General features: G+C 66.4%; 20 protein-coding genes and 1 pseudogene. 13 read left to right on the forward strand and 8 right to left on the reverse strand.

All coding sequences use genetic code 11. The features are described 5' to 3' along the window. Positions 1 to 159 precede the first annotated feature (159 nt). The 9 genes and pseudogenes from ACFVJ5_RS00260 to ACFVJ5_RS00300 all read left to right on the forward strand — a co-directional run. Positions 160 to 557: pseudogene (locus tag ACFVJ5_RS00260) on the forward strand (4-hydroxyacetophenone monooxygenase); the annotation flags it as partial. A 761-nt stretch (positions 558 to 1,318) separates the two neighbouring features. Beyond that, a complete protein-coding gene (locus ACFVJ5_RS00265) occupies positions 1,319 to 1,573 on the forward strand; it encodes a DUF4267 domain-containing protein (RefSeq protein WP_379217602.1) in 255 nt (84 codons plus the stop codon). A gap of 43 nt (positions 1,574 to 1,616) precedes the next feature. After that, positions 1,617 to 2,054 carry a DUF2871 domain-containing protein gene (locus ACFVJ5_RS00270; protein WP_379217604.1) on the forward strand — a complete coding sequence of 146 codons (438 nt, stop codon included), beginning with the start codon at positions 1,617 to 1,619 and terminating at the stop codon, positions 2,052 to 2,054. Positions 2,055 to 2,307: 253 nt separating this feature from the next. Then, positions 2,308 to 2,661 carry a RidA family protein gene (locus ACFVJ5_RS00275; protein WP_379219733.1) on the forward strand — a complete coding sequence of 118 codons (354 nt, stop codon included), beginning with the start codon at positions 2,308 to 2,310 and terminating at the stop codon, positions 2,659 to 2,661. A 1,279-nt stretch (positions 2,662 to 3,940) separates the two neighbouring features. Then, entirely contained in the window at positions 3,941 to 4,294 is a 354-nt protein-coding gene (locus tag ACFVJ5_RS00280) for a MerR family transcriptional regulator (RefSeq protein ID WP_379217606.1), read from the forward strand. A gap of 261 nt (positions 4,295 to 4,555) precedes the next feature. After that, a complete protein-coding gene (locus ACFVJ5_RS00285) occupies positions 4,556 to 5,734 on the forward strand; it encodes a ThiF family adenylyltransferase (RefSeq protein WP_379217608.1) in 1,179 nt (392 codons plus the stop codon). Beyond that, positions 5,731 to 6,363, forward strand: a complete 633-nt coding sequence (locus ACFVJ5_RS00290) for a GNAT family N-acetyltransferase (protein WP_379217610.1) — start codon at positions 5,731 to 5,733, stop codon at positions 6,361 to 6,363. The genes ACFVJ5_RS00285 and ACFVJ5_RS00290 overlap by 4 nt, the downstream gene beginning before the upstream one ends. Positions 6,364 to 6,522: 159 nt before the next feature. Then, complete coding sequence (locus ACFVJ5_RS00295; RefSeq protein ID WP_379217612.1) at positions 6,523 to 7,497, forward strand: helix-turn-helix domain-containing protein; 975 nt, start codon at positions 6,523 to 6,525, stop codon at positions 7,495 to 7,497. A gap of 200 nt (positions 7,498 to 7,697) precedes the next feature. After that, the gene (locus tag ACFVJ5_RS00300; protein WP_378988841.1) at positions 7,698 to 7,910 is read left to right on the forward strand and encodes a helix-turn-helix domain-containing protein; all 213 of its coding nucleotides are present in this window, start codon (positions 7,698 to 7,700) and stop codon (positions 7,908 to 7,910) included. A 63-nt stretch (positions 7,911 to 7,973) separates the two neighbouring features. Here the strand turns inward: ACFVJ5_RS00300 and ACFVJ5_RS00305 are convergent, their stop codons facing one another. The 6 genes from ACFVJ5_RS00305 to ACFVJ5_RS00330 form a co-directional block, all read right to left on the reverse strand. Further along, positions 7,974 to 9,347, reverse strand: a complete 1,374-nt coding sequence (locus ACFVJ5_RS00305; RefSeq protein ID WP_379217614.1) for a cutinase family protein — start codon at positions 9,345 to 9,347, stop codon at positions 7,974 to 7,976. 140 nt (positions 9,348 to 9,487) lie between these two features. Further along, positions 9,488 to 9,931 (reverse strand): acetyltransferase, encoded by a 444-nt coding sequence (locus ACFVJ5_RS00310; RefSeq protein WP_379217616.1) that lies wholly within the window; start codon positions 9,929 to 9,931, stop codon positions 9,488 to 9,490. A 197-nt stretch (positions 9,932 to 10,128) separates the two neighbouring features. Further along, a complete protein-coding gene (locus ACFVJ5_RS00315; RefSeq protein WP_379217618.1) occupies positions 10,129 to 10,413 on the reverse strand; it encodes a GlsB/YeaQ/YmgE family stress response membrane protein in 285 nt (94 codons plus the stop codon). 172 nt (positions 10,414 to 10,585) lie between these two features. Next, a complete protein-coding gene (locus ACFVJ5_RS00320; RefSeq protein WP_379217620.1) occupies positions 10,586 to 11,116 on the reverse strand; it encodes a hypothetical protein in 531 nt (176 codons plus the stop codon). 93 nt (positions 11,117 to 11,209) lie between these two features. Beyond that, the gene (locus ACFVJ5_RS00325; protein ID WP_379217622.1) at positions 11,210 to 12,913 is read right to left on the reverse strand and encodes an amidohydrolase; all 1,704 of its coding nucleotides are present in this window, start codon (positions 12,911 to 12,913) and stop codon (positions 11,210 to 11,212) included. Between the two features lie 227 nt (positions 12,914 to 13,140). After that, positions 13,141 to 13,656, reverse strand: a complete 516-nt coding sequence (locus ACFVJ5_RS00330) for a MarR family winged helix-turn-helix transcriptional regulator (RefSeq protein WP_379217624.1) — start codon at positions 13,654 to 13,656, stop codon at positions 13,141 to 13,143. A gap of 90 nt (positions 13,657 to 13,746) precedes the next feature. Between ACFVJ5_RS00330 and ACFVJ5_RS00335 the strand changes: the two genes are divergently transcribed. Further along, on the forward strand, positions 13,747 to 15,852 hold the full coding sequence (locus ACFVJ5_RS00335; protein ID WP_379217626.1) for an MMPL family transporter: 2,106 nt from the start codon (positions 13,747 to 13,749) through the stop codon (positions 15,850 to 15,852). A 16-nt stretch (positions 15,853 to 15,868) separates the two neighbouring features. On the opposite strand, the gene ACFVJ5_RS00340 is transcribed toward ACFVJ5_RS00335, so the two are convergent. Together ACFVJ5_RS00340 and ACFVJ5_RS00345 are read right to left on the reverse strand one after the other, a co-directional pair. Continuing rightward, entirely contained in the window at positions 15,869 to 16,486 is a 618-nt protein-coding gene (locus ACFVJ5_RS00340; protein ID WP_379217627.1) for a TetR/AcrR family transcriptional regulator, read from the reverse strand. Positions 16,487 to 16,511: 25 nt separating this feature from the next. Beyond that, on the reverse strand, positions 16,512 to 17,972 hold the full coding sequence (locus ACFVJ5_RS00345; protein WP_379217629.1) for an alpha-L-fucosidase: 1,461 nt from the start codon (positions 17,970 to 17,972) through the stop codon (positions 16,512 to 16,514). Between the two features lie 90 nt (positions 17,973 to 18,062). On the opposite strand from ACFVJ5_RS00345, the gene ACFVJ5_RS00350 reads away from it, so the two are divergent. The 3 genes from ACFVJ5_RS00350 (at position 18,063) to ACFVJ5_RS00360 (ending at position 20,797) form a co-directional block, all read left to right on the forward strand. Next, a complete protein-coding gene (locus ACFVJ5_RS00350) occupies positions 18,063 to 18,506 on the forward strand; it encodes a DUF5990 family protein (protein WP_379217631.1) in 444 nt (147 codons plus the stop codon). Positions 18,507 to 18,565: 59 nt separating this feature from the next. Further along, entirely contained in the window at positions 18,566 to 19,168 is a 603-nt protein-coding gene (locus ACFVJ5_RS00355) for a hypothetical protein (protein ID WP_379217633.1), read from the forward strand. 210 nt (positions 19,169 to 19,378) lie between these two features. Next, entirely contained in the window at positions 19,379 to 20,797 is a 1,419-nt protein-coding gene (locus tag ACFVJ5_RS00360) for a glyceraldehyde-3-phosphate dehydrogenase (protein WP_379219734.1), read from the forward strand. Positions 20,798 to 20,844 lie beyond the last annotated feature (47 nt).

Here is a 20,844-nt window from a genome sequence, read left to right on the forward strand (position 1 = left end):
CGAGATCAGCCTCGGGCGATCACAGAGCGGCTACACGCGATGCGGCCTAGTTGCCCCACGTCAGCTCCTTCCATCAAGACTCCCTTGCTCAAGGGTATCGCTCCGATTCGAGTAGTGGTCGAGGATGCGTCCTGGCCGCGGCTACTGGGGATTTCGGTGGTGCCGTTCTACGGCCGCTGGTACCGGTTCCTGCTGTTCTGGCCAGGCTGCGAAAAAGGCCGCGAAGCAGCCCTCGTCGACCCCGATTACAACGGCGACCCCGCCGTCGCGGTGAGCGAGATCAACGGCGGTGCCCGGCTGATGTTCACGCACTGGATAACCAGTCAGGTCGGCGATGACACCGCCCTGCTGGACAAGGTCCTTCCCGACTATCCAGCCACCGGCGACGCACCCTGCAGAACAACGGGAGCTGGTTGCGCACATTGCGCCGAGACAACGTCGAGCTCATCCGGGACGGGGTCCACCACATCGAACCCGACGCCGTGGTCACCGAAAACGGCCGCCGACACCACGCCGACATCATCGGCTACGCCACCGGCTTCCACGCCAACCAAATCGAACAAAGTTCACGCGGCCATGGCCAAGGTCCGTGGCGCCGGCACGACTGGAAACGGGGCGATCAGCGCGACCGTCGATGCCGTCTGACATCTGAGGGATTTGAAACTTGCTCGCGATGCTCACCGTCCGGGGGAGCGCTGTCATGACAACTGCGGCCTGTCCCGAGTCCCGTAAAGCCCGAAATCGTCATCGGCAATGTTCGCCTCGTGCTGAGCGTCAGCACGAGCCGCGACCTCTGCAGCGGCGACAGCGCGATCCTTCGCGATCAGCCGTGCGAGTAGGACCGTGAAGCCACCGGCCAAGGCCAGCCCGAACGCGCCTGCCGCATATGCGGTCCCGGCGAGGTTGCCGATGCCACCGATCAGGCCGAACGCGATTCCTGCGATGGTCGACTGCTTCGGGTGGGGTGAGGGCGACCTTGCGACTCATCCGGTGGAACAACGCCACCCCGACCTGGCGTTCGATCGTCTTGCTGACGTGTGCCGTCACACTCGAAGTTGTTCGGCGGTCCGACCGAAGTGCAGCTCCTCGCACAGCGTCGGAAACGCCTCGATCTCGTGCCGCTCTACCTGTGCGCCTGCGATCATTGCCCGCTGGTTAACGACCCTTGGGTGATTTGTCGTTGATCACGGTCGGCGAACGCTCGATCATTGAACTTCCTACGGGAAAATATTCAAAGAGGTCGGTTTTGACCTGGAGGTAGCGGCCGCCAGCAATTCACCGGCCGAAGATCGCACTGTCTCGTCCTGAGAGTTGGATCATGCTCACCCCCCTCGCCTATGGCCTCGCCATCTTCCTCATCGTCTTCGTCCTTTTCATCGGAGCACGGTTCCTGCTGACCCCGGAATCCGCCGCCGACGGCTTCGGCGTACCCGCGAAACCAGACGGAGACGCGGCCTACCTGACCGTCAAAGGATTGCGTGACTTCACCTCCGGCGTCATCGGCCTGGCGTTGACAGGGGAACAAAGGCCACCGCGTTCGGCATCCATTTCGCCACCGCAGTGGTTGTACTGATCAGTGCCGCTCTACTCTTCATCGCCTGAATCCGAGGAATGTCGTGAAAAAGATCGTCAACGCGGCGCACATCTACATGATCGTCGGCCTTGTCTCCGGCCTCTACTACCGCGAAATCACCAAACTCAACGACTTCACCGGCGACTCCCAACTCGGGCTTGTCCACACCCACCTGCTGGCCCTTGGGATGCTGTTCTTCCTGATCGTCCTGGCGCTGGAGAAGCTGTTCACGCTCACGGCGGAAAAGCTGTTCAACCCGTTCTTCTGGACCTACAACGCAGGCTTAGCACTGACCGTCATTGTGATGACCGTGCGTGGCACCCGCACGGTCCTCGGCCACGAAACAAGCGAAATCGCAGCTCATCTCGCAGGAGGCGGCCACATCTTTCTCACCGTTGGTCTGGTTCTGTTCTTCATCACACTGGGCAAACGCGTCCGTGAAACCCCCGCACCGATCCGATCCGAAAGTCTTGCCGCGTGAAAGACGCCGATCCGTGCCTGCGCGTTACTCGCCATCGGCGTACTCGACCTGGGGCGCGCCAACACGCTCGTCCCGAAAGCTCGTCCGGTGCGTGCGCGCGCCCATAGCGGCGTCCAAAGACGTTGCAGCTTTGACGACCCCCGTCCGACTCCAGTGGCCAGTAGTCAGTGGAAGCAGACATATCTACGAATCGAATGGAACTGATGTGGTAACGCAACGAACGGCAATCAACCCGGTGACCTGGTCAGTGGAGATGGGATTCAACCAGGGAGAGCTCGTCCTCGGGCACACCCGGACCCTGTATTGCTCCGGGCAGACCGCAATGAGCAGCGACGGCAAGCCTCAGCACTCCGGTGATATGGCCGCACAACTGGCGCTGAGCGTGGAGAACGTGGAAGCCGTCCTCACAGAAGCCGGCATGTCCCTGGCGAACCTTGTCCGGCTCAACGTCTATACCACCGACGTCGACCTGCTCTTCGAACACTACGGCGTACTCGCCTCGCGATTGGGTGCCGCTGGGGTAGCACCGGCCACCACGATGCTCGGAGTCACCCGGCTCGCGATCCCCGGCCAGCTGGTCGAGCTCGAGGCAACCGCGGTCGAGTGATATCGCCTCGTCTCGATATTGTCACAGTCGGATTGGATCGGTTTGCAGTGTTGCCGTGTGACTCCTGTCGAAAGGCGTCGGGCTGTGGTGTCGAGGTCGGGTTCTCCGTGTGGCAATGCGCCTCCGAGCCGACGGAAGGGTCGGTCAAAATGGCGCGCAATTCGATGGTGTTGCGCAGGTTTTCGGCGAGGTCGGGTCCGCTGGCGAAGAGGTAGTCCCATCCTTCGCGACGCTGGCACGTCACCCAACCGCCGACCGCAACCGCCCCGTAAGTTCAGACCCGCCAACCGAACAGCTTGCATCAAGCCTGTCTGCACGGCCGATTACCCACTCACGAACGCCCCACGCTCCACCGATCGTGGGGCGTTCGCCGTACCGTAAACCTTGTCCGAGTAGGTGTTTCAGATCCTGCGTCAGCATCGCCGTCACGATGATCGTCGTCGTCGCCCGCCCGAAGGTTTTGCGCCCGGCGGGCGCGCTGGAACCACACACTTGCTGGTTTGCTCACCAGGTGTGCCGACAGCTCACGGGGCAATCCGGGGCGCCATAACATCAATCGTGTTGGCCACCAGCAGGTTCAAGGGCTTTCCGGCCGCACCAAGGGCGGGTTTGACACCGCCGCGCCGCGATGATCTCGACGACACCCGAGCCCGTCAGCGGCGCGCATGAAGGGCTCATCTCACCTGGTGCACGGTTACCGCCCCGTCCACCAGCGGATCGCTGTTGGACGCAGACACTCGTGTAGAAGCGCTGCCCAGCTCACCGGCTTCTATGGCCTCCTCTCCTCGGATCGCGCGTCCTTTGGCGTTGTGGCGTTCGGGCGCAGCTCACCTTGGCTCGCGACGCTTACCTCCGCCCTTCGGCAACGAACCCCCCTGGTGAAAAAAATCTGTTGTGTCGGGTGTAGACATTCTCGGTTTCGGGGGTATATAGTCGCTCTCGTTCCTGCTAAGAAATCAGATGGCCGGGCAGGTGAACTGCCCGGGACGACAAGTTCGACCGTCCCCTCAGGCGGAGAAGAGAATCCGGTGCAGTCGGCTGGACCGCCGGGGGCGAAGAAGCAAGGCAAGTGAAGTACCGCAGGTAGAACCGACGATTCAGGAGGTGGTGGCCACTGATCAGCCATTTAGATGTCCCGCATTCCGGGAGTTGTCGGATGCGGTGTCTCAGATCGGCCCCTCCGGCCGGTCAAGGCAAGTGAAATCAATCCCCCAGTCGTAAATCACGGCCCCGGCGCCCAGCGCGCCGGGGCCTTCCGGCATTGAATCCGAGAGGCCTCGTGCAGCACCCGAACACCCATCCCGCCGACGGTCCCAGCGCCGCGGACAAGCTCGACGACGACACCTACCCCGCCTACAGCATGGGACGCGCCGCGGAGATTCTCGGCGTCACCCAGGCGTTCTTGCGCGGCCTCGACGCCGCGCGACTCCTGACCCCGCAGCGCTCGGCGGGCGGGCACCGCCGCTACTCGCGCTACCAACTGCGCATCGCCGCGCGCGTACGCGAACTCGTCGATGCGGGCAACGCACTCGAGTCGTCGTGCCGGATCGTGATCCTCGAAGACCAGCTCGCCGAGGCGCAGCGCATCAACGCCGACCTTCAGCGCGAACTCGACACCCGAGCCGACGGCTGACCACGGGTTTGCGGGCATCGACAGCCCCGGAATCGATGCTTGCGGGATTATTGCGAGGCTGCGAATGGGTGACGGAATCGGTCGCCTGTCACGCCGAATCTATTGGTTGTAGCCCCAGTTTGGCCGATGTTTGGCAGCGCCATGCCGGTGGACCGAAGGTCGGTTAGCTGAAAGTGTGCTGTGTGTATCCTTTGCGCGTCCTGGTCGACAGAGACGAGCGGGTGGCCGTTCGCCTCATGAGGGTCGGAGGTTTGTGCACACATGGTTTGGCATCGCTCGGTTCCGCGTCCGGTGGTACTCACGCCCGGCGCCGCGACATCGCATTTCCGTCCCGAGCTGCTCGATCCATCGAGCCCGGAAGGGCTGCGTGACCTCGAAGCGCTGGCAGCGTCGGGCTCTGTCAGCGCAGTGCACGACACGATCGACGATCAGCTCGACGAACTGACTCGCTGCGAGGACCCCGCTGTCGCGCATTCGACGAGCTCGCTGGCAGCGTCTCGTCGTCGGATCTGTGACGGGACTCCGTTGTGGCGGTGGGGAACGTGGGTGTTCTATCCGTGGAACGGCCGCTTGGTGCATGTGCTGCCGCGCGAGGGTTTCCAGCGGGTGCGGTCCGATCGGAATCGCAACAAGATCGACCGGGTGCAGCAGCGAACCCTGCGCGAGCGGCGGATCGGTGTGATCGGGCTGTCGGTGGGCAACAGCGCGGCTGTGACGCTGGCGATGGAAGGGGTCGGCGGATCGTTCCGATTGGCCGACTTCGACACCGTCGGGCTGTCGAATCTGAACCGGCTGCGGGCCGGGGTGGGCGATCTCGGGGTCTCCAAAGCTGTGCTGTCGGCCCGTCAGATGTTCGAGATCGACCCCTATCTCGACATCGAGGTGTTCCAGGGCGGGTTGACCGAGGAGTCGATCGGGCCGTTCTTCGACGGAGTGGACGGCACCCGGCCGCTGGATCTGCTGGTGGAGGAATGCGACACAGTGTGGGCGAAGGTCGCTGCCCGTGAGTACGCGCGTGACCGAGGGATCCCGGTACTGATGGACGCCAACGATCGCGGCTTGCTGGATGTGGAGCGTTTCGATCTCGAACCCCATCGCCCGCTGTTCCACGGCCGCACCGACGGATCGACCTCGTCCGATATCGCGAGGATGAACCGGAGCGAGCTGCTGTCGTTTCTGCTGGCAGTGGTCGATGAGCCGCGGCTGAGTCCGGCGATGCGCGACGCGCTCGGCGAGGTCGGCCGGAGTCTGTCCAGCTGGCCTCAACTCGCCTCCGGGGTGATGCTCGGCGGCGCCCTGGTGGCGGACACGGCTCGCCGGATCCTGCTCGGCGAGCTGATCCCGTCGGGGCGAACCTATATCGACCTCGACGAGCTCATACCCGCGGTGGGTCCGCAGATCGCTCCGGCGTTCGTGCGGGCGATGGAGGTAGTCCGTTGACCATCGACCTGCGCAACGTGGAACTGGTCGGCCCGCGGCTGCGGTTGCGTGATCTCCGCGCCGGTGATCTCGGCGTGTATCAGCGGATCTTCACCGACCCGCACCTGACCCGATACATGGGCACCGACAGCATGGGCGTCCGGGCGGCCGCGACGTCGTTCGACGCCGCCCTGCGCTCCCGCGGCGAGACTCCGCGGCGCAAGTACACACTGGCGATCACGGCGCCGGGTGAGGACACCATGGTCGGCACCATCGGTCTGCTGGTGGAGGATTTCGGCAGCAACGCGATGATCGGCGGTCTGGTCGTGGTTCCGGAAGGGGCGCTGCGTGCGGGTGGTATCGAGGCGGGGCGGCTGCTGGCGGCATTCGCTTTCGGGCCGCTCGGGATTCACCGGGTATGGGCGGGGCATCGGCACGATCATCCGGTGATGGACACGGTGATGTCGGGAGTGGGCTTGACGCCGGAGGCGCGGCTGCGGCAGCTGTACCGAACCCAGGGCCGGTGGCGCGACGTATGCATCTATGCGGCTCTGCGACCGGAGTGGGCTGCGACGGCGACACCCGCCGAACGTCGAATCCTGGCGTTACGGCCTACCGCGGCAAGGGAACACGTCACCGCGGGTCGGTGAAGTCGGTGCGGAAACCCTGCCGAATCGGGCTCCGGGCGCGCCACGGCGCGATAGCATCGCCGACTACAGGACCCCGAATCGCCACCACCCGAATACGCGCAGCGGTCGGCGATGGGAGGGACACCACCGCCGACGAGAATCCGAAGTAGAGATCACAAAATGGCAGTGCTGATCGACTCCGACTACTTCACGCCGGCGGACCGGCGGGAGGCGGTCACCGCAATCCTGCAGGAAGCCGATATCGGGGCCACCCTGCAGATGTGGGATTCGCCTGCCGAAGTGGTCAGCCGTCACCAGGCCTGGATGCTGGGTCCGATCGCGCTCACCCGCTCGGAGGTATCCGGTCACCAGGTCTGTCGAACCAGTCGGCATGAGCGAACCACGCCCAGCGACACCTTGACGGTGACCGTGCAGAACGGACAGGTCCGCAGACACGAACAGTTCGGTGCGCAAACCCTGATCGAGCCCGGCGCCTGCGAAGTGATCGACCTGGCCACGACGTTCGCCTCCGGCTGGCACGGTCTCGGCGGAACACTGTGCCTGCAGCTGTCCAGGGAGCGCCTCGGCATTTCCGCGGAAACGGTCGTCGCGGCGCACGGGCGACTGGCGGCGTCGCCGTTGTACCCGATGGTCACGGCGCAGATCCAGCATCTCGTCGGGATCGCCGACCAGCTCGAAGCCGACCCGGCCGCTGCCTCCGTGGGTGAGTCGTGCCTGGAAATGGTTCGGGCGCTACTGATCTCGGCGGCCGGGCGCGGGCCGGGTGACGGCGCCGCCATCCCGGAGCAACTGCTGATCGAGCAGATCCTCGGGTATGTGCGGACCAACCTGTCCGATTCGGATTTGAAGATCCCCGATATCGCCGCCGGCAACAACATCTCCGTGCGGCACCTGTACAAGGTATGCGCACAGTCGGGTATCAGCCTCGAGCAGTGGATCATCGAACAACGCCTGGTCCGGGCCCGCGACATGCTGATCGACAGAGGCTACGCGCACCGGTCCATCGCGTCGGTGGCCGGTGCCGTGGGCTTCCGCGACGCCGCCCACTTCGCCCGGCGATTCCGCGAAGCGTTCGGCATGACGCCACGTGACTGGCGCCGCAGCGCCACCGATGTGGGCAACCCACCGAAGTAGCCGGGGTTCCGCGCCCCGGATGCACGCACGTTTGTGCGTGCACAGTCAGTTGCCGTGCAGTCACAGCCTCCTTCCGAGGCCGATTCGCCGATATCTTTCGAATGTGGCTGCGCGAGACGGCATCAGGAGTACGTGGGTTCGCCGACGGGCACCCGCGTCGATGCGGTCCGCGCCGAGGGCATCGAGAGAAAGGGGAGACCATGTCCACGATCGGCAAAGCGATTCGGGCGGCAAGGATGGCCTCCGGATTCACCCAGGCGGAGTTGGCCGACTGGATCGGAATCGCGGACGGAAACCAGATCAGCCGGTGGGAACGCGATGTGGTGACACCCAGTGCCGACAATGTCGGCGAGTTGTCGAGAGTTCTGGGGGTGCGTCTCGACAACTCCGTCGGAGATGCGGTGACGTGCTGATCTGAATGCCGTTGCGTCGGCTCGATCCTGATCGAGCCGACGCAACAGCGAGTGTTTCCGAAGCTACGAAACGACCTGGGAACTCAGGTAACTCAGGAGGATCTGGACGTCGTCGCCGTAGTCGATGTGGGCTTCGGAGGCGTAGAAGTTGGCCATGTCCACGCCTTGGCGGGCCAGTTGGGCGAGCTCGTCGAGGGTGGCCGGGTCGGCGATGCTGAGCAGGGTTCGGGTGGTCGCGGTGAGGTCTGCTCGGATGCCGGCGGCGACGGGGCCGAGCACGGAACCGGTGAGGTCGGCGCCGGTGGCGGCCAAGGTCGCCAGGTCGGTGGCGGCGGCGAGGGGGTCGTTGCGATCGAGGGATTCGACCGCACGCCACAGGATCTCCTGAATTCGGCCGACCTTGTCGGCGATGCTCAGAAAATCGATGGGGGCGAGGGCGTCGGCGATGACGCTGACGGCTGCGGTCCAACCAGAGGGGTCGACGGCGGCAGCCGCGCGGATGACCTGGGCGACCAGGACTCGGTCTACCCCCGCGGCGGCCTGGACCAACGGGGACAGGGCAACATTCAGGGCATTCGCGGTCCGGTGCGCACCGCGAATGTCACCCGCCGCGATGGACTCCGAGAGGCGGGTGAGGTTGTCGAGAATAGTGGGCAGGTTCGCCGCGGTGGCGGTCCAGCCGGCGCCCATGGTGACGGCTTGGGCGATCAGGCTGCTGGGATCGACCGTGGCGGGCAGGACGTTCGCGATCGGTTCGGGATCACCGCTCAGGACCCGGCCCAACACGGCGAGGAACGGGGAGGTGGCGGCATCGAGGGAGCAGTACAGGTCGCCGTCGGCACACAGGGTGCGAACCCGCTCGGTCAACGCACCGAAATCGCGGCTTCGCGTTCCGGCTATGCCGAGGCCGGGTTGTGGATTGCCCAGGGAGAGTGTGGTATTCGGATCGCGATGCGGATCGGCCAGTAGTCCGACGCCGACCACTCGATCGGCATCGATGGGACCGTCGCCGTTGCCGATCTCGGTGGCGAGGTCGCCGATGCCGTCCGCGCCCTGGCTGTAGCCGGCGAGGATGACACGCGTCGAGCTGCACAGGCCGCGCATCATGTGGTGCAAGCGGGATTCCAGCGTGCCCAGGGACTCCGCGTAGCTCAGACCCAGGTCGAAAGCGCTTGCGGCATAGGGGACGTAGAGCACCGTGATGTCACGGCCGAATTGGCGTTGCAGGCCGTCGCCGACGGGCTGGAGCATCCCGACGGGCACCCCGGGATCGGCGCCCGGCGTGGTCTCCCAGGTCCCCGGCGCGAAGACGGCCGTGTACGGGGTGCAGGGCTGCGCGCTGGGCGTTTCCGCCCGCGCGACGCCGGCCGCCACGGTCCCGACCGCGACGACGGCGGCAACCAACGTCGCCGCGGTGGATCTCGACAACCTGTCCATCGTCCAATTCCTCTGTTGCCGAAGGAGATTCGCGACGGTTCGACAGGTGCTGAGTTGCGCCGAAACCGTTGGGGCCAATTCTCGCCACTCGCCGTCGGTTTCGCCGGGTTTTCAGACACAGTTTCATTTCAGATTAGAGATCACATCCGGTCGTGGCCGGCGGGCTGCCAGGCGGTGACGGCCCAGATGACCACCACGCTGATCGCGATGATCACGATGGACCACGCGGGATAGTAGGGCAGGGACAGGAAGTTCGCGATGATCACCAGTGCCGCGATGCCCACCGCCGCGTATCGCGCCCACGCGGTGCCCGACATCAAACCGATCGAGCAGACGATGGCGATCACGCCGAGGACGACATGGACCCAACCCCAGGTGGTCGCGTCGAATTCGTAGACGTAGCTGATGCCGGCGACGTAGAACTCGTCTTCGGCGATCGCGGAGATGCCCTCGAGGATGGAGGCCGCCGCGGCGATGAACAGCATGATCGCCGCCAGCACGGAGATCCCCCCGGCAGCGGCTTGCCGCGCGAAAGGCTCTTCTTCGGGAACGGGACGATGTGCGGAAGGATAGCGCTCGGTCATGACAAGCCCCTTGCTGCAGCGAAATTCCGCCATCGCAGATCGCCGAGACTCCTACAGGCCGCAATGACAGGCAATCGCGTACTTCGGTAGGGACGGCGGATTGCGCGGCACGCCGCTGCGCAGCGCCGACTGAAGGGTGGTGCTCGCGATCGCAGTTCGATCGCCCACGATCCGTCTAGACCGCCGGAGTGCGCGGCTCAGGCCACCGGCGGGTGTTTACGGGCGCCCATCGACTCGGCCGCGAACAGCAGTACCACCGCGGCGATGACCGCGAGGACGAAGCCCCAGAAGTTGAGTTCGGTGATGGAACCGACCCCGATGAGGCTGGCGATCACGCCCGCGATCAGCGCCGCCGCCATGCCGAGCACGAGGGTCATGCCCATGCTCATGTTCTCCTTACCCGGCTTGAGCATTCTGGCGAGCACGCCCACCACGGCGCCGATGATCAAGAATCCACAGATCTGAACAATCGCATTCCACATCGCTCGAACCTCCACGTTGTGCCGATGGCCGGGGAGTGCCTCCGGTTATGTTCGATCATTTCTCCCCTTTGCCCGGAGAACCAGTGTCGTGTCCTCGGCGTTGTCGAAGCGTGTCCGCGCCGACGCCGGATCGCACCGTCGCTGTAGACCGGTCGCCATGGGTGAATCGGGCTCAGAACTGGGGATCCACCCGGCACTCGCTCGCGGACCGGCCGGTCGGCGCGGCGCCGTCGCCCTGATCGAAACGCCACTGCGTGATCGGACCCGCCTGATGCCAGCGCAGGCCGCGGCCGTCCGGCACGGCTTCGTAGACGGCGTCACGACCGCTGACCAGCTGCTCACCCACGCAGTAGTCGTGGTAGCTCGTGCCCGGCTGGAAAGCCCCCGCGCTGAAGCGGCCGGTGGGCTCGGCGGCGGCGCCCGGATTGGCGACCGTGCTCGGCCGATGCGTCGATGCCCCGCGATCCCAGCGTGCGTCCCCGGTCCGCGATCGGCCGCAGCTGAAGGTCCAGCCACCGGCGACGACGGTGGCTCCCTGCGAGTACGGGCCGCCCGCCCACAAACAGCTGACGGCGCTGTCCGCGGACGCGGTTCCCGTCGAGAGCCCGAGCAGGCCCGCTACCGTGACGGCCGATGCCAGTGCGGCGACACCGCGACGCCGTCGAACGGTTCCTGAAATATCCTGATTGCCAACGGTTTCCATCCTTCGATGCTCCCGTCGGAAAGGGACGGGCACATCAGGTGCCGACCCGGAGCTTCGGCTCAGGGATTCCCCTCGGTCGATGAGGGCCCAGGCTCAGCAGCACCGTCCGAGCTGCGGGCTCGGGCTCGGGGTCGTGCCGCTGGTGGGCACTGCGGCCAGGAACGCGTCGAGGTCGACCCGGCGCCCACCCACCCACGTGCCGTTGACCCGGACGGTCTCGCCCAAGGTGGCCGGGTCGACCTCGTAGGGGTCACCGGACAACTCGACGAAGTCGGCCAGCTTGCCTACCTCGATGGACCCGATCAGGTGATCGCGGCGCAGGGTGCGGGCGGCGTCGATCGTCTGCGCGCGGATCGCGGCATCGAGCGGAATCGCCTGATCGGCGCCGTGCACAGTGCCGGCGCGGGTGCGTCGGGAGGTGACGGTCTGGATGTTGACCAGCGGTGACGGCGGCGAGACCGGCCCGTCGTTGTGCATCGATACGCACGCCCCCGAGGCCAGCGCGTCGGCGGTGGGCTGCCATCGGCTGCCGTGTTCGTGGTCGAAGATCGCGCCGTCGAGCAGATCGCCCCAGAAGTAGTACTGGAACGGTGACAGCGACACGTGCACGCCCAGCCGGGCCGCGCGGTCCATCTGCGCGCGGGTCGCTCCGCCCAGGTGTTCGATCCGCCACCGGTGATCGGTGCCGGTCAGGCCGTGGCGCTGCAACGCCGCCTCGTAGGCGTCCAGGGCCAACTCGACGGCCAGATCGCCGTTGGAATGGAACGACATCTGCCAGCCCGCGGGCGCGGCGTTGTCCAGGATCTCGTCCAGCTGCGATCGGGTGTAGTTCAGCGAACCGGTGCCGCCCGCGGTCGCCGGGTCGATACCGGCGCGCCGAGTCGCCTCGGTATCGAGGTAGGGAAACGACGTCGCCGCACTGCCCACCCAGACCGCACCGTCGGTCCAGAGTTTGACGCCGGCCTTGCGCAGCATCTCGTCACCGGCGGCGAAGGTCTCGGGTTCGGTGTAGGTGTCGGTGGTCGACATCTCCCACAGGTTGACCCGTAACGGGCACGACGTGGTGGTGACCAGTGTTTCGTAGTCGTGTTTGGTCTGCGGGTCGTAGGCCATATCCGAGGTCGTGGTGTATCCGGCGCGCGACATCGCCGCGAAGAACCCGGCGCCGCTGAGAAGCGGGCTCGGCATCTCGGCGATCAACGGAGTCATGACCGCGGTGAGCACCGGCACTTCGAATCCCTGACCGTCGAGCGACCCGTCCGGATTGCGACCGTAGTGACCGCCTTCGGGGTCCGATGGTGGGTTGTCGGACCAGCCGTACCGCTCGATGAGCGCGGTGTCGAAGTAGATGCCGTGTGCGGAGTTGTCCAGGATCACGGCCACCCGATCACCGAAGATCGCGTCCAGATCCGACGCAGTCGGTGCCGCGTGTTCCTGGAGCAGCGCGTCGAACCCGTTGAACACCAACGGCGTCGACGGATCGGTCGCGGCGATGGCCGCGGTGAACACGGCCACCACATCGTCCCAGGTCGGTGCTACCCACGGGGTGATCTGCGCGATGGGCGGCTGGGTGAGGACCCCGCCCAGGAACGGATGCCCGTGCGGCTCGACGAATCCGGGCAGCAACGCCTCCGCGCCGGTATCGATGACCTCGGCGTCCGGGGACACCGCCGACACGCATTCGGCCAGCGACCCGACAGCGACGATGCGCGATCCCGAGATCGCGACGGCGTCAGCGCGGGGGCGGTTGTCGTCCATGGTGATCACGGTGCCCGCGGTGAGAACGAAATCCGACACAGCCAACTCCCTCGCTTGTGGTGTTCGAGGCGGAGAAGAATTCGGCCGACCGTGGACACCGATTCGGCGGCAACAAGGACCGGACATGCTGCTGACCAGCACAGGCTATTCCGAGAGGGCTACTGGCGGAGAGGGCGACACGCGTATCCGAGTGCAGATTGAGCGGACCGGGTAGACGTCGGCGCGGTATCGAGTCGAGCGGCCGCACATGCCGGTTCCGGACGCGTCTATTCGGCGGTTTGCCCTGGCTCCGGCAGCTCGGCGTAGAACTCGCGCAGTGCGGCCGTGACGCTGACCAGCACGCGGTGGGCGGCCGTCAGGTCGCTGTCGGGCAGGGCGGACAGCGCCTCGCGGGTGCGGGAACCGAGCGGTCCGAAGAATCCGGCGGCCACCGTCATGCCCTGGTCGGTGTAGGTCAGGTTGACCCGCCGTCGGTCCGCCGGGTCGGGCACGCGTTCGAGGTGGCCGGATTCGATCATGCGCTCGACCAGGTAGGTGACGGCGGGCGCGGAGACGCCCATCAACTTGCTCAACTGGCCCGCGCTCACCGGCGAGCCTTCGGCGTCGGCCGTGGCGACGTGCATCAGGGCACGGAAATCGTTCGGGCGCAGGTCGTTCGATCGCGCGAAGACGTGACCGATCTGTTCGGAGATCGCGGTCAGCGCACGGAGGTCCCGGGCGATGCCGGTCTCCAGTTCTGCCCGGTCGGCGGCCGGGTTCGTGTCGGCGGTGTCGTCATCCACGCGCGGCCTCCTCTCTGTCCGACAGGGAGCTTAGCGGGCGGAACCACCGACATTGCCAATTAGTTAAGTTTCTGAAATAGTTTCGGCGTGATGCGAGAGAGCGACGGAAACGGGTGGGACCGGTTCGCCGGGCTGGTCACCGGTCGGCGATCGTGGGCGGTACTGCTCGCTGTGGTCGCGGCCGCCATGGCGGTGATGGCGCTGGCGGGGAGCAACGACAGCGCGGGCCAGGCCCCGGTGTCGTTGCCGCGATCGGCGGAATCCTTCTTGGCCGCCGAGGCCGCCGCACGGTTTCCCGATGCCGGAACCGCCGCCGCGATCATGGTGGCGACACGCGCCGACGGCGGTCCGCTGACACCGGCCGACCTCGCGGCACTGGACGCGGCGCGCACCCGCGCTGGCGGTCCGCCGACCGAGGGCGCCCGGGTGGTCCTCGCTCCCGACGGGCGGGCCGCGCTCGCCCAGATTCCGGTGTCCGCGCAGCTCAACGGCTTCGCGCTCACCGATCGGATCGGGGAACTGCGCGCCGCCGTCGTCACCGATCTCCCCGATACGCTGCGCGTGCAGATCACCGGCGGACCGGCTTTCGGCGCCGACATCGCCGACTCCTTCTCCGGTGCGAACTCGCTGCTGCTGATCGTCACGGCGATCGTGGTGATGGCGCTGCTCATCGTCACCTATCGCTCGCCGGTGCTGTGGCTGGTGCCGTTGACGGTGGTCGGGCTCGCCGACCGCGTCGCCACCAGTGTCGGCACGCTGCTGGCCGAGCTCACCGGACTCGCCTTCGACGGCTCGACGTCGGGCATCACCAGCGTGCTGGTCTTCGGGGCGGGAACGAACTACGCGCTGCTGTTGGTGTCGCGGTATCGCGACGAACTGCATCGCCACACCGATCATCGAGCGGCGTTGCGCGCCGCGGTGCGTCATGCCGCGCCCGCCATCGTGGCCAGCAATGTCACCGTTGTCCTTGCGCTGCTGACGCTGTTGCTCGCGCTGCTGCCCAACACCCGCAGCCTCGGGGCGTTCGCCGCGGCCGGACTCGTGGTGGCGCTGATCTTCGTGCTCGCCGCGTTGCCGCCGGCGCTGGCACTGTGCGGGCGGCGGGTGTTCTGGCCGTTCGTGCCGAAGGCGGATGGTCGCGACGCGGCCGAGCAGGGTGTCTGGGCGGTCGTCGCGAAGCGGGTGGTGCGACGCCCTGCCGTCGTCGCCGGGGCGGCTTCGGCGGTGCTGATCGTCTTCGCGACCGGGCTCGCGACCACCGACATCGGGCTCTCGCAGACCGAGCAGTTCCGCGTCGAGGCCGAGTCCGTCGACGGGCTGGAGACGATGGCCGAACACTTCCCGTCCGGCTCGTCGGATCCTGCCGTGGTGATCGCGCGCGGTGCCACCACCACGCAGATCCAGTCGGCACTCGATGGTGTGCAGGGCATCTCGCGCGCCACCGCTACCGGGACATCCGCCGACGGTTCGACACGGTGGTCGGTCGTTCTGGACGCACCACCCGGCTCGGCGGAGGCGTTCACCACCATCGAGGCGATCAGGACAGCGGTCGGCACGGTCCCCGGCGCCGAGGCCCTCGTCGGCGGTACGGACGCCGAAGCACTCGATATCCGCGACGCCGCACGCCGTGACCAGGCGCTGGTCATTCCGCTGATCCTCGCCGTGGTGCTGCTGGTGTTGCTGGCACTGCTGCGCGCGGTGCCCGCCGCCGTGCTGCTCGTCGGCGTCACAGTGCTCAGCGCGCTCGCGGCGCTCGGTGCGGGCAGCTGGATCAGCGGCACGATCTTCGGCTTCCCCGCACTGGACACGAATGTGCCGCTGTTCGGCTTCCTGTTCCTGGTCGCGCTGGGTGTCGACTACACGATCTTCCTGGTCACCAGGGCGCGCGAGGAAGCGGGCGCGCACGGCACCACCCAGGGAATGGTGCGCGCGGTCGCCTCGACCGGGGCCGTGATCACCAGCGCCGGTGTGGTGTTGGCCGCGGTGTTCTGTGTACTCGGTGTGCTGCCGTTGATCACCCTGACCCAGTTGGGCATCGTGGTCGGGATCGGCATCCTGCTGGATACGTTCGTGGTACGCACGCTGGTTGTCCCCGCGCTGTTCGCGCTGCTGGGCGACACGGTGTGGTGGCCGGGATCGCTCGCGAAAGCCGCAGCGGCGCAGTCTGCTTCGACCGAAGCAGTGGCGGTGGACTGATCCGTGCCGGTGCCCGCTATTTTGCCGGTGGAACCGGTGACGGGCTGGTGGCGAGCTGGATCGTGGTGAGGAGTTCGGCGGTGCACGTGGCCAGGTCGAAGCCGGGGTCCGCGGCGACGCGCAGGATGACGCCGTTGCGGAGCGAGAGGACGAATCCGGCCATCAGGTCCGGGTCGAACGCTCGGAAGTCGCCCGCGCGCTGCCCGTCCGCGAGCAGCTGGGCCAGTTTCGCTCGATCGGAGTTCGCCTGTCGGTCACGGGTTTCGGCGTCGGGGGCGGCGGATTGCAGGGCCAGCATCGTCACCAGGTGATTGCGATGGCCCTGGATGAATGCGCAGTTGGCCGTGACGAAAGCGGCGAGGCGTCCGGCGGGGGTGCCGTGGTCGCTGCGCGCGGCGACGAACGCGGTGAATTCGGCCATGATCGTTCGCATCACCTCGGCCATCAGGTTCTGTTTGCCGGCGAAGTGGTACGAGATGATGCCGGTGCTGCTCAGCCCGGCGGCGTGCGCGATGGCGCTGAACGAGGCGCTCCCGTAGCCCGATTCCGCGATCGTGTCGATCGCGGCCAGCACGATCTGGGCTCGGCGGGTTTGCTCGATCGCCGTCAGTTCGCCCTGCTTTCTTGCTCGCACAAGCGAAAATTAGCACGGATGCCGATCAGGGCAGGGTGATCGCCAGGACGTACGCGTGCTCTTGGGGCGCCGCGTCGGGCGGCAAGTGGATCGTGAGGTCGCCCTCGTGCCGGTGCCGGGGCAGGTCCGCGGTGTCGCCGACCAGACGGACCGTGGCGGTTGGTGCGAGACGAAAATCGCGGAGCGTGATCTCGCCGGTGGGCTGGTCGGCGAGGACGATCGCGTAGACGGTGTCGCCCTTGCATGTGAACCGCACCTGATCGCCCGCCGTCGTGCGGGTCGCGACCTGCTCCCACGGGGTGGTGTCGTAGATCGCGTCCCCGTTGCGGGACAGCCAGGCACCGAGCGCGCGCAGCGGGACCTGCTGAAGTTCCGGGATGCGACCCGAACCGTCGGGACCGACGTTGAGCAGCAGGTTGCCGCCGGTGGCGACGACGTCGGCGAACAGATGGATCAGCGCGGCTCCCGTCAGGGTGTCGGCACTCGTCTCCTGGGCGTTGTATCCGAAAGACCGCCCCAACCCTCGGGTGAGCTCCCATGCCCCGGTCGGCGGGATGGCGGGTGTGGCGTACTCGTAGGTCGCCAGGTCGTAGTGGAAATTCTTGGGCTGGTCGGGAATCTCCTTGCCCAGCTTCGCCATCGCCTTCAGGACGACACCGATGAACCCCAGGTAGGCGGCGCGCGCGAGGCGGTTGCGCGGCAGGTTCGGCTGCGTCCAGCGGTCGTTGACCACGCCGTCGCCGACCGTGTTGTAGTAGTGGGCGGTGATCTCGTGCGGGTCGATCTCCGAGGGCCAGCCCATGTCGTTCCACAGGATCGACGGTCGATAGGTGTCGATCAGCTCCCGCCACTGGGCGGCCGCGTAGCGCGCGTACTCGGGCCCCAATTCCTGATTCCGGATCAGATCGGTCACGGTCCTGACCGGCTTCTCCCGGAACATCCAGTCCGACCCGCCGCAGTAGTACAACCCCATCCGCATGCCCTGCGCCCGGACCGCCTGCATCAGGTCACCCACCAGGTCGCGACGGGAACTGTAGCCGGCGGGTGCGCGTGGGTGCTCGATACCGGTGGGCCACAAGGGATATCCATCTAGATGGCGCGTGACCATGACGACATAGCGGGCACCGACCTCGGCGAAAAGCCTTGCCCAGTCGGTGAAGTCGACGGACTCCGCTGCCGCGTCGAACGTCGATCGGAAGTCGGTATACGGGACCTGATCGCCGTAGGTGGCCGCATGATGCACCGCGCTCGGTGAACCCGGCACCCGCATCGAGTTGAGGTACCACTCGGCGTAGGGGATCCGGTCTGCGGTGGTCTTGCCGACTGTCAGGTCCCGCATGAACGCCGAATAGTCCGCATCGCCGCGCTCGGCGAAGGCGGGCACCGAGTACAGGCCCCAATGGACGAAGATGCCCAGCTTGGCCTTGCTGTACCACTCCGGGAGCGGCCGTGCCCCCGGCGAGTGGCTGTTCGGCGCATCGGTCACGACGACTCCCCACGTGAGCACACTTTTTGCTTGCCTGAGCGAAAATAGCATGAACGAGCAAAATCTCCGCGTGTGCCGGAGAATCGCGGGATGCGCATCCGAATCGTGGGGACACAGCTGCCGGGTTCGTCCTGTCGACCGCCCGGGATCGAGACGGCGTACTCGAACGTTCATGTCGGCGTGCAGCGCAAGAACCGGCCACAGGAGCTGCTCGACCTACAGCGTGGTGACGCGGAAACCGTCACGTGGACGGTGGAGTGCACTGTCCACGAGACCGACGTCCGCGGGCCTTACATCCAGGGCCGACCGGGGGAGCGGTTCCTCTACCTCAGCTGGGTCGCCGTCGATGACGCCGGCACGCTCACCATGTTCCGGCGCGCCAAGCTGATGCTCGCCGACGTCTCCGCCGAGACGCTGACGGCCGCGATCGAATCGGGCGTGCTCGAGGCTCGTCTCGGCCTCACCGACGCGACCGGAAACCCGTTGTGCGCCAGAGTGAAACCCGCGTCGATCCGCTGGACTGCCGCGACCTGACCACGCCATCGACCGGCGGTGCGGACGGGCGCCGGACTGTGTCGGACCGCGGTGGCAGGATGCGAAGGGTGGGTGACTACTTCGAACGGATCGTCGATCTCGATGTGGCCGCGGCGGATGCCGAGGCGTTGGCCGAGGCGATGATCAACTGGATGGTGTCGCGAGGATGGTTGCTTCGGCAGACCTCGGGGGACGCGATGTACAGCCTCCACGTCGACGAAGGGTATGTGACAGGGCCCGCATGGGCGGAGATCGCCCAGAATTGGGGCGCCGATACGATTCCCGCGCCGGTCGCGGTCATCGTCGGACGCCACGCCCACTACGGCGGTCAGGGCGAGATCGCACCGGCCGACGCGACGTGCCCGAACTGCCGGGCAACCACGGTGATCATCGACTACCCGGAGGCTTGGGACCCTGATCCCGCAGTGTGGCAACCCTTTTCGGACGCGATCGACAGGTGGGAACAGACGGGCGCCGGTGCGGTGGCTTGTACCTCGTGCGAGACGACCAGCGCGATCACCGACTGGCAGTGGCCATGGGGTTTCGCCCTGGGCGCCCTCGCCTTCGACTTCTGGGGCTGGCCACCGCTGACCGACGAATTCATCGCCGAGTGCACCGCCCGTCTCGGCCACCGCGTCGAGCACCACACCGGCAAGTTCTGAACCGTGTTCGGTGTCGCGCGTCACAGCTGTCCGATCCCGCGCACTCCTCCCAGCGCAGTGCGCACGATCTCACCGGTGGGGAGTGGTCCTCGGTGAAAATTCGGCCCTCATTAGCATCGATGCAGCGGACATATCGATGAAACCAGAGGACGTGTGTTGACTACCGAACAACTTGATCGCTGGAACGCTCAGGAAGCTGCGGCGGAGGCGATGATTCCGATCATCGGGACGCTGTACCGCAGCAAGGGTGTGACGATTCTGCTGCACAGCCGGTCGCTGGTGAACAAGTCGGTGATCAGCATCCTGCGGACGCACCGGTTCGCGCGCCAGATCGGCGGCGAAGAGCTGTCGGTGGACGAGACCCTGCCGTTCCTGCAGGTGATCAGCCGGCTGGATCTGGGGCCGTGCAAGATCGACCTGGGTCAGCTCGTGATGGCATTTCACGCCGACGATCGGGGCCTGTCGGTCGAGGAGTTCACCACCTCGGTGCTGGCCGAGGTGAGCGACGGCAACAAGGCCGTGTCGCAGGGACCGCGTGATGTGGTGCTCTACGGGTTCGGGCGGATCGGGCGGCTGGTCACCCGGCTGCTGATCGAGAAGGCCGGGTCGGGCAACGGGCTGAGCCTGCGCGCGGTGGTGGTGCGCAAGGGCGGCGACGACGACCTGGCCAAGCGGGCGTCGCTGCTGCGCCGCGACTCGGTGCACGGGCACTTCAACGGCACGATCAAGGTCGACACCGACAACGACACGATCACCGCGAACGGCAACGTCATCAAGTTCATCTACAGCGATGACCCGACGACGATCGACTACACCGCCTACGGCATCGACAACGCGATCCTGATCGACAACACCGGTCGCTGGCGTGACCGCGCGGGCCTGGAGCAGCACCTGCGCCCCGGCATCGCGAAGGTCGTGCTCACCGCGCCCGGCAAGGGTGACGTGCCCAACATCGTGCACGGCGTCAACCACCGCGACCTGGACCTGTCGCAGCAGATCTTCTCCTGCGCCTCCTGCACGACCAACGCGATCGTGCCGCCGCTCAAGGCCATGGACGACGAGTTCGGCATCGTGCGTGGACACGTGGAGACGGTGCACTCGTTCACCAACGACCAGAACCTCCTGGACAACTACCACAAGGCCGATCGTCGCGGTCGCTCCGCGCCGTTCAACCTGGTGCTCACCGAGACCGGCGCCGCCTCCGCGGTGGCCAAGGCGATGCCGGACTTCAAGGCCAAGATCACCGGCAACTCGATCCGCGTTCCCACCCCGGACGTCTCCGTCGCGATCCTGAACCTGCAGCTGAAGCAGGACACGACCAAGGAAGACGTGCTCGCGTACCTGCGTCAGGTATCCCTCGCGGGCCCGTTGAGCCGCAACCTCGACTACACCGCCGCCACCGACGCGGTCTCGAGCGACTTCATCGGCTCGCGGGCGGCCTCGATCATCGACGCCAACGCCACCATCGTCGAGGGCGACACCGCCATCCTCTACGTCTGGTACGACAACGAATTCGGCTACTCGTGCCAGGTGGTGCGGACCGTGCAGTACATCTCGGGCATCGAATACCCGACCTACCCGCAGCTGGGTGCGCAGTCCGACGCACGCGAGCTCACCGACGCGCGGTAGCGACTCTCCGGCAAGGCGGGCATCTGGTCTGTGACCAGGGCCCGCCT

It is taken from the genome of Nocardia sp. NPDC127606 (genome assembly GCF_042671725.1).
Taxonomy (GTDB): Bacteria; Actinomycetota; Actinomycetes; order Mycobacteriales; family Mycobacteriaceae; genus Nocardia.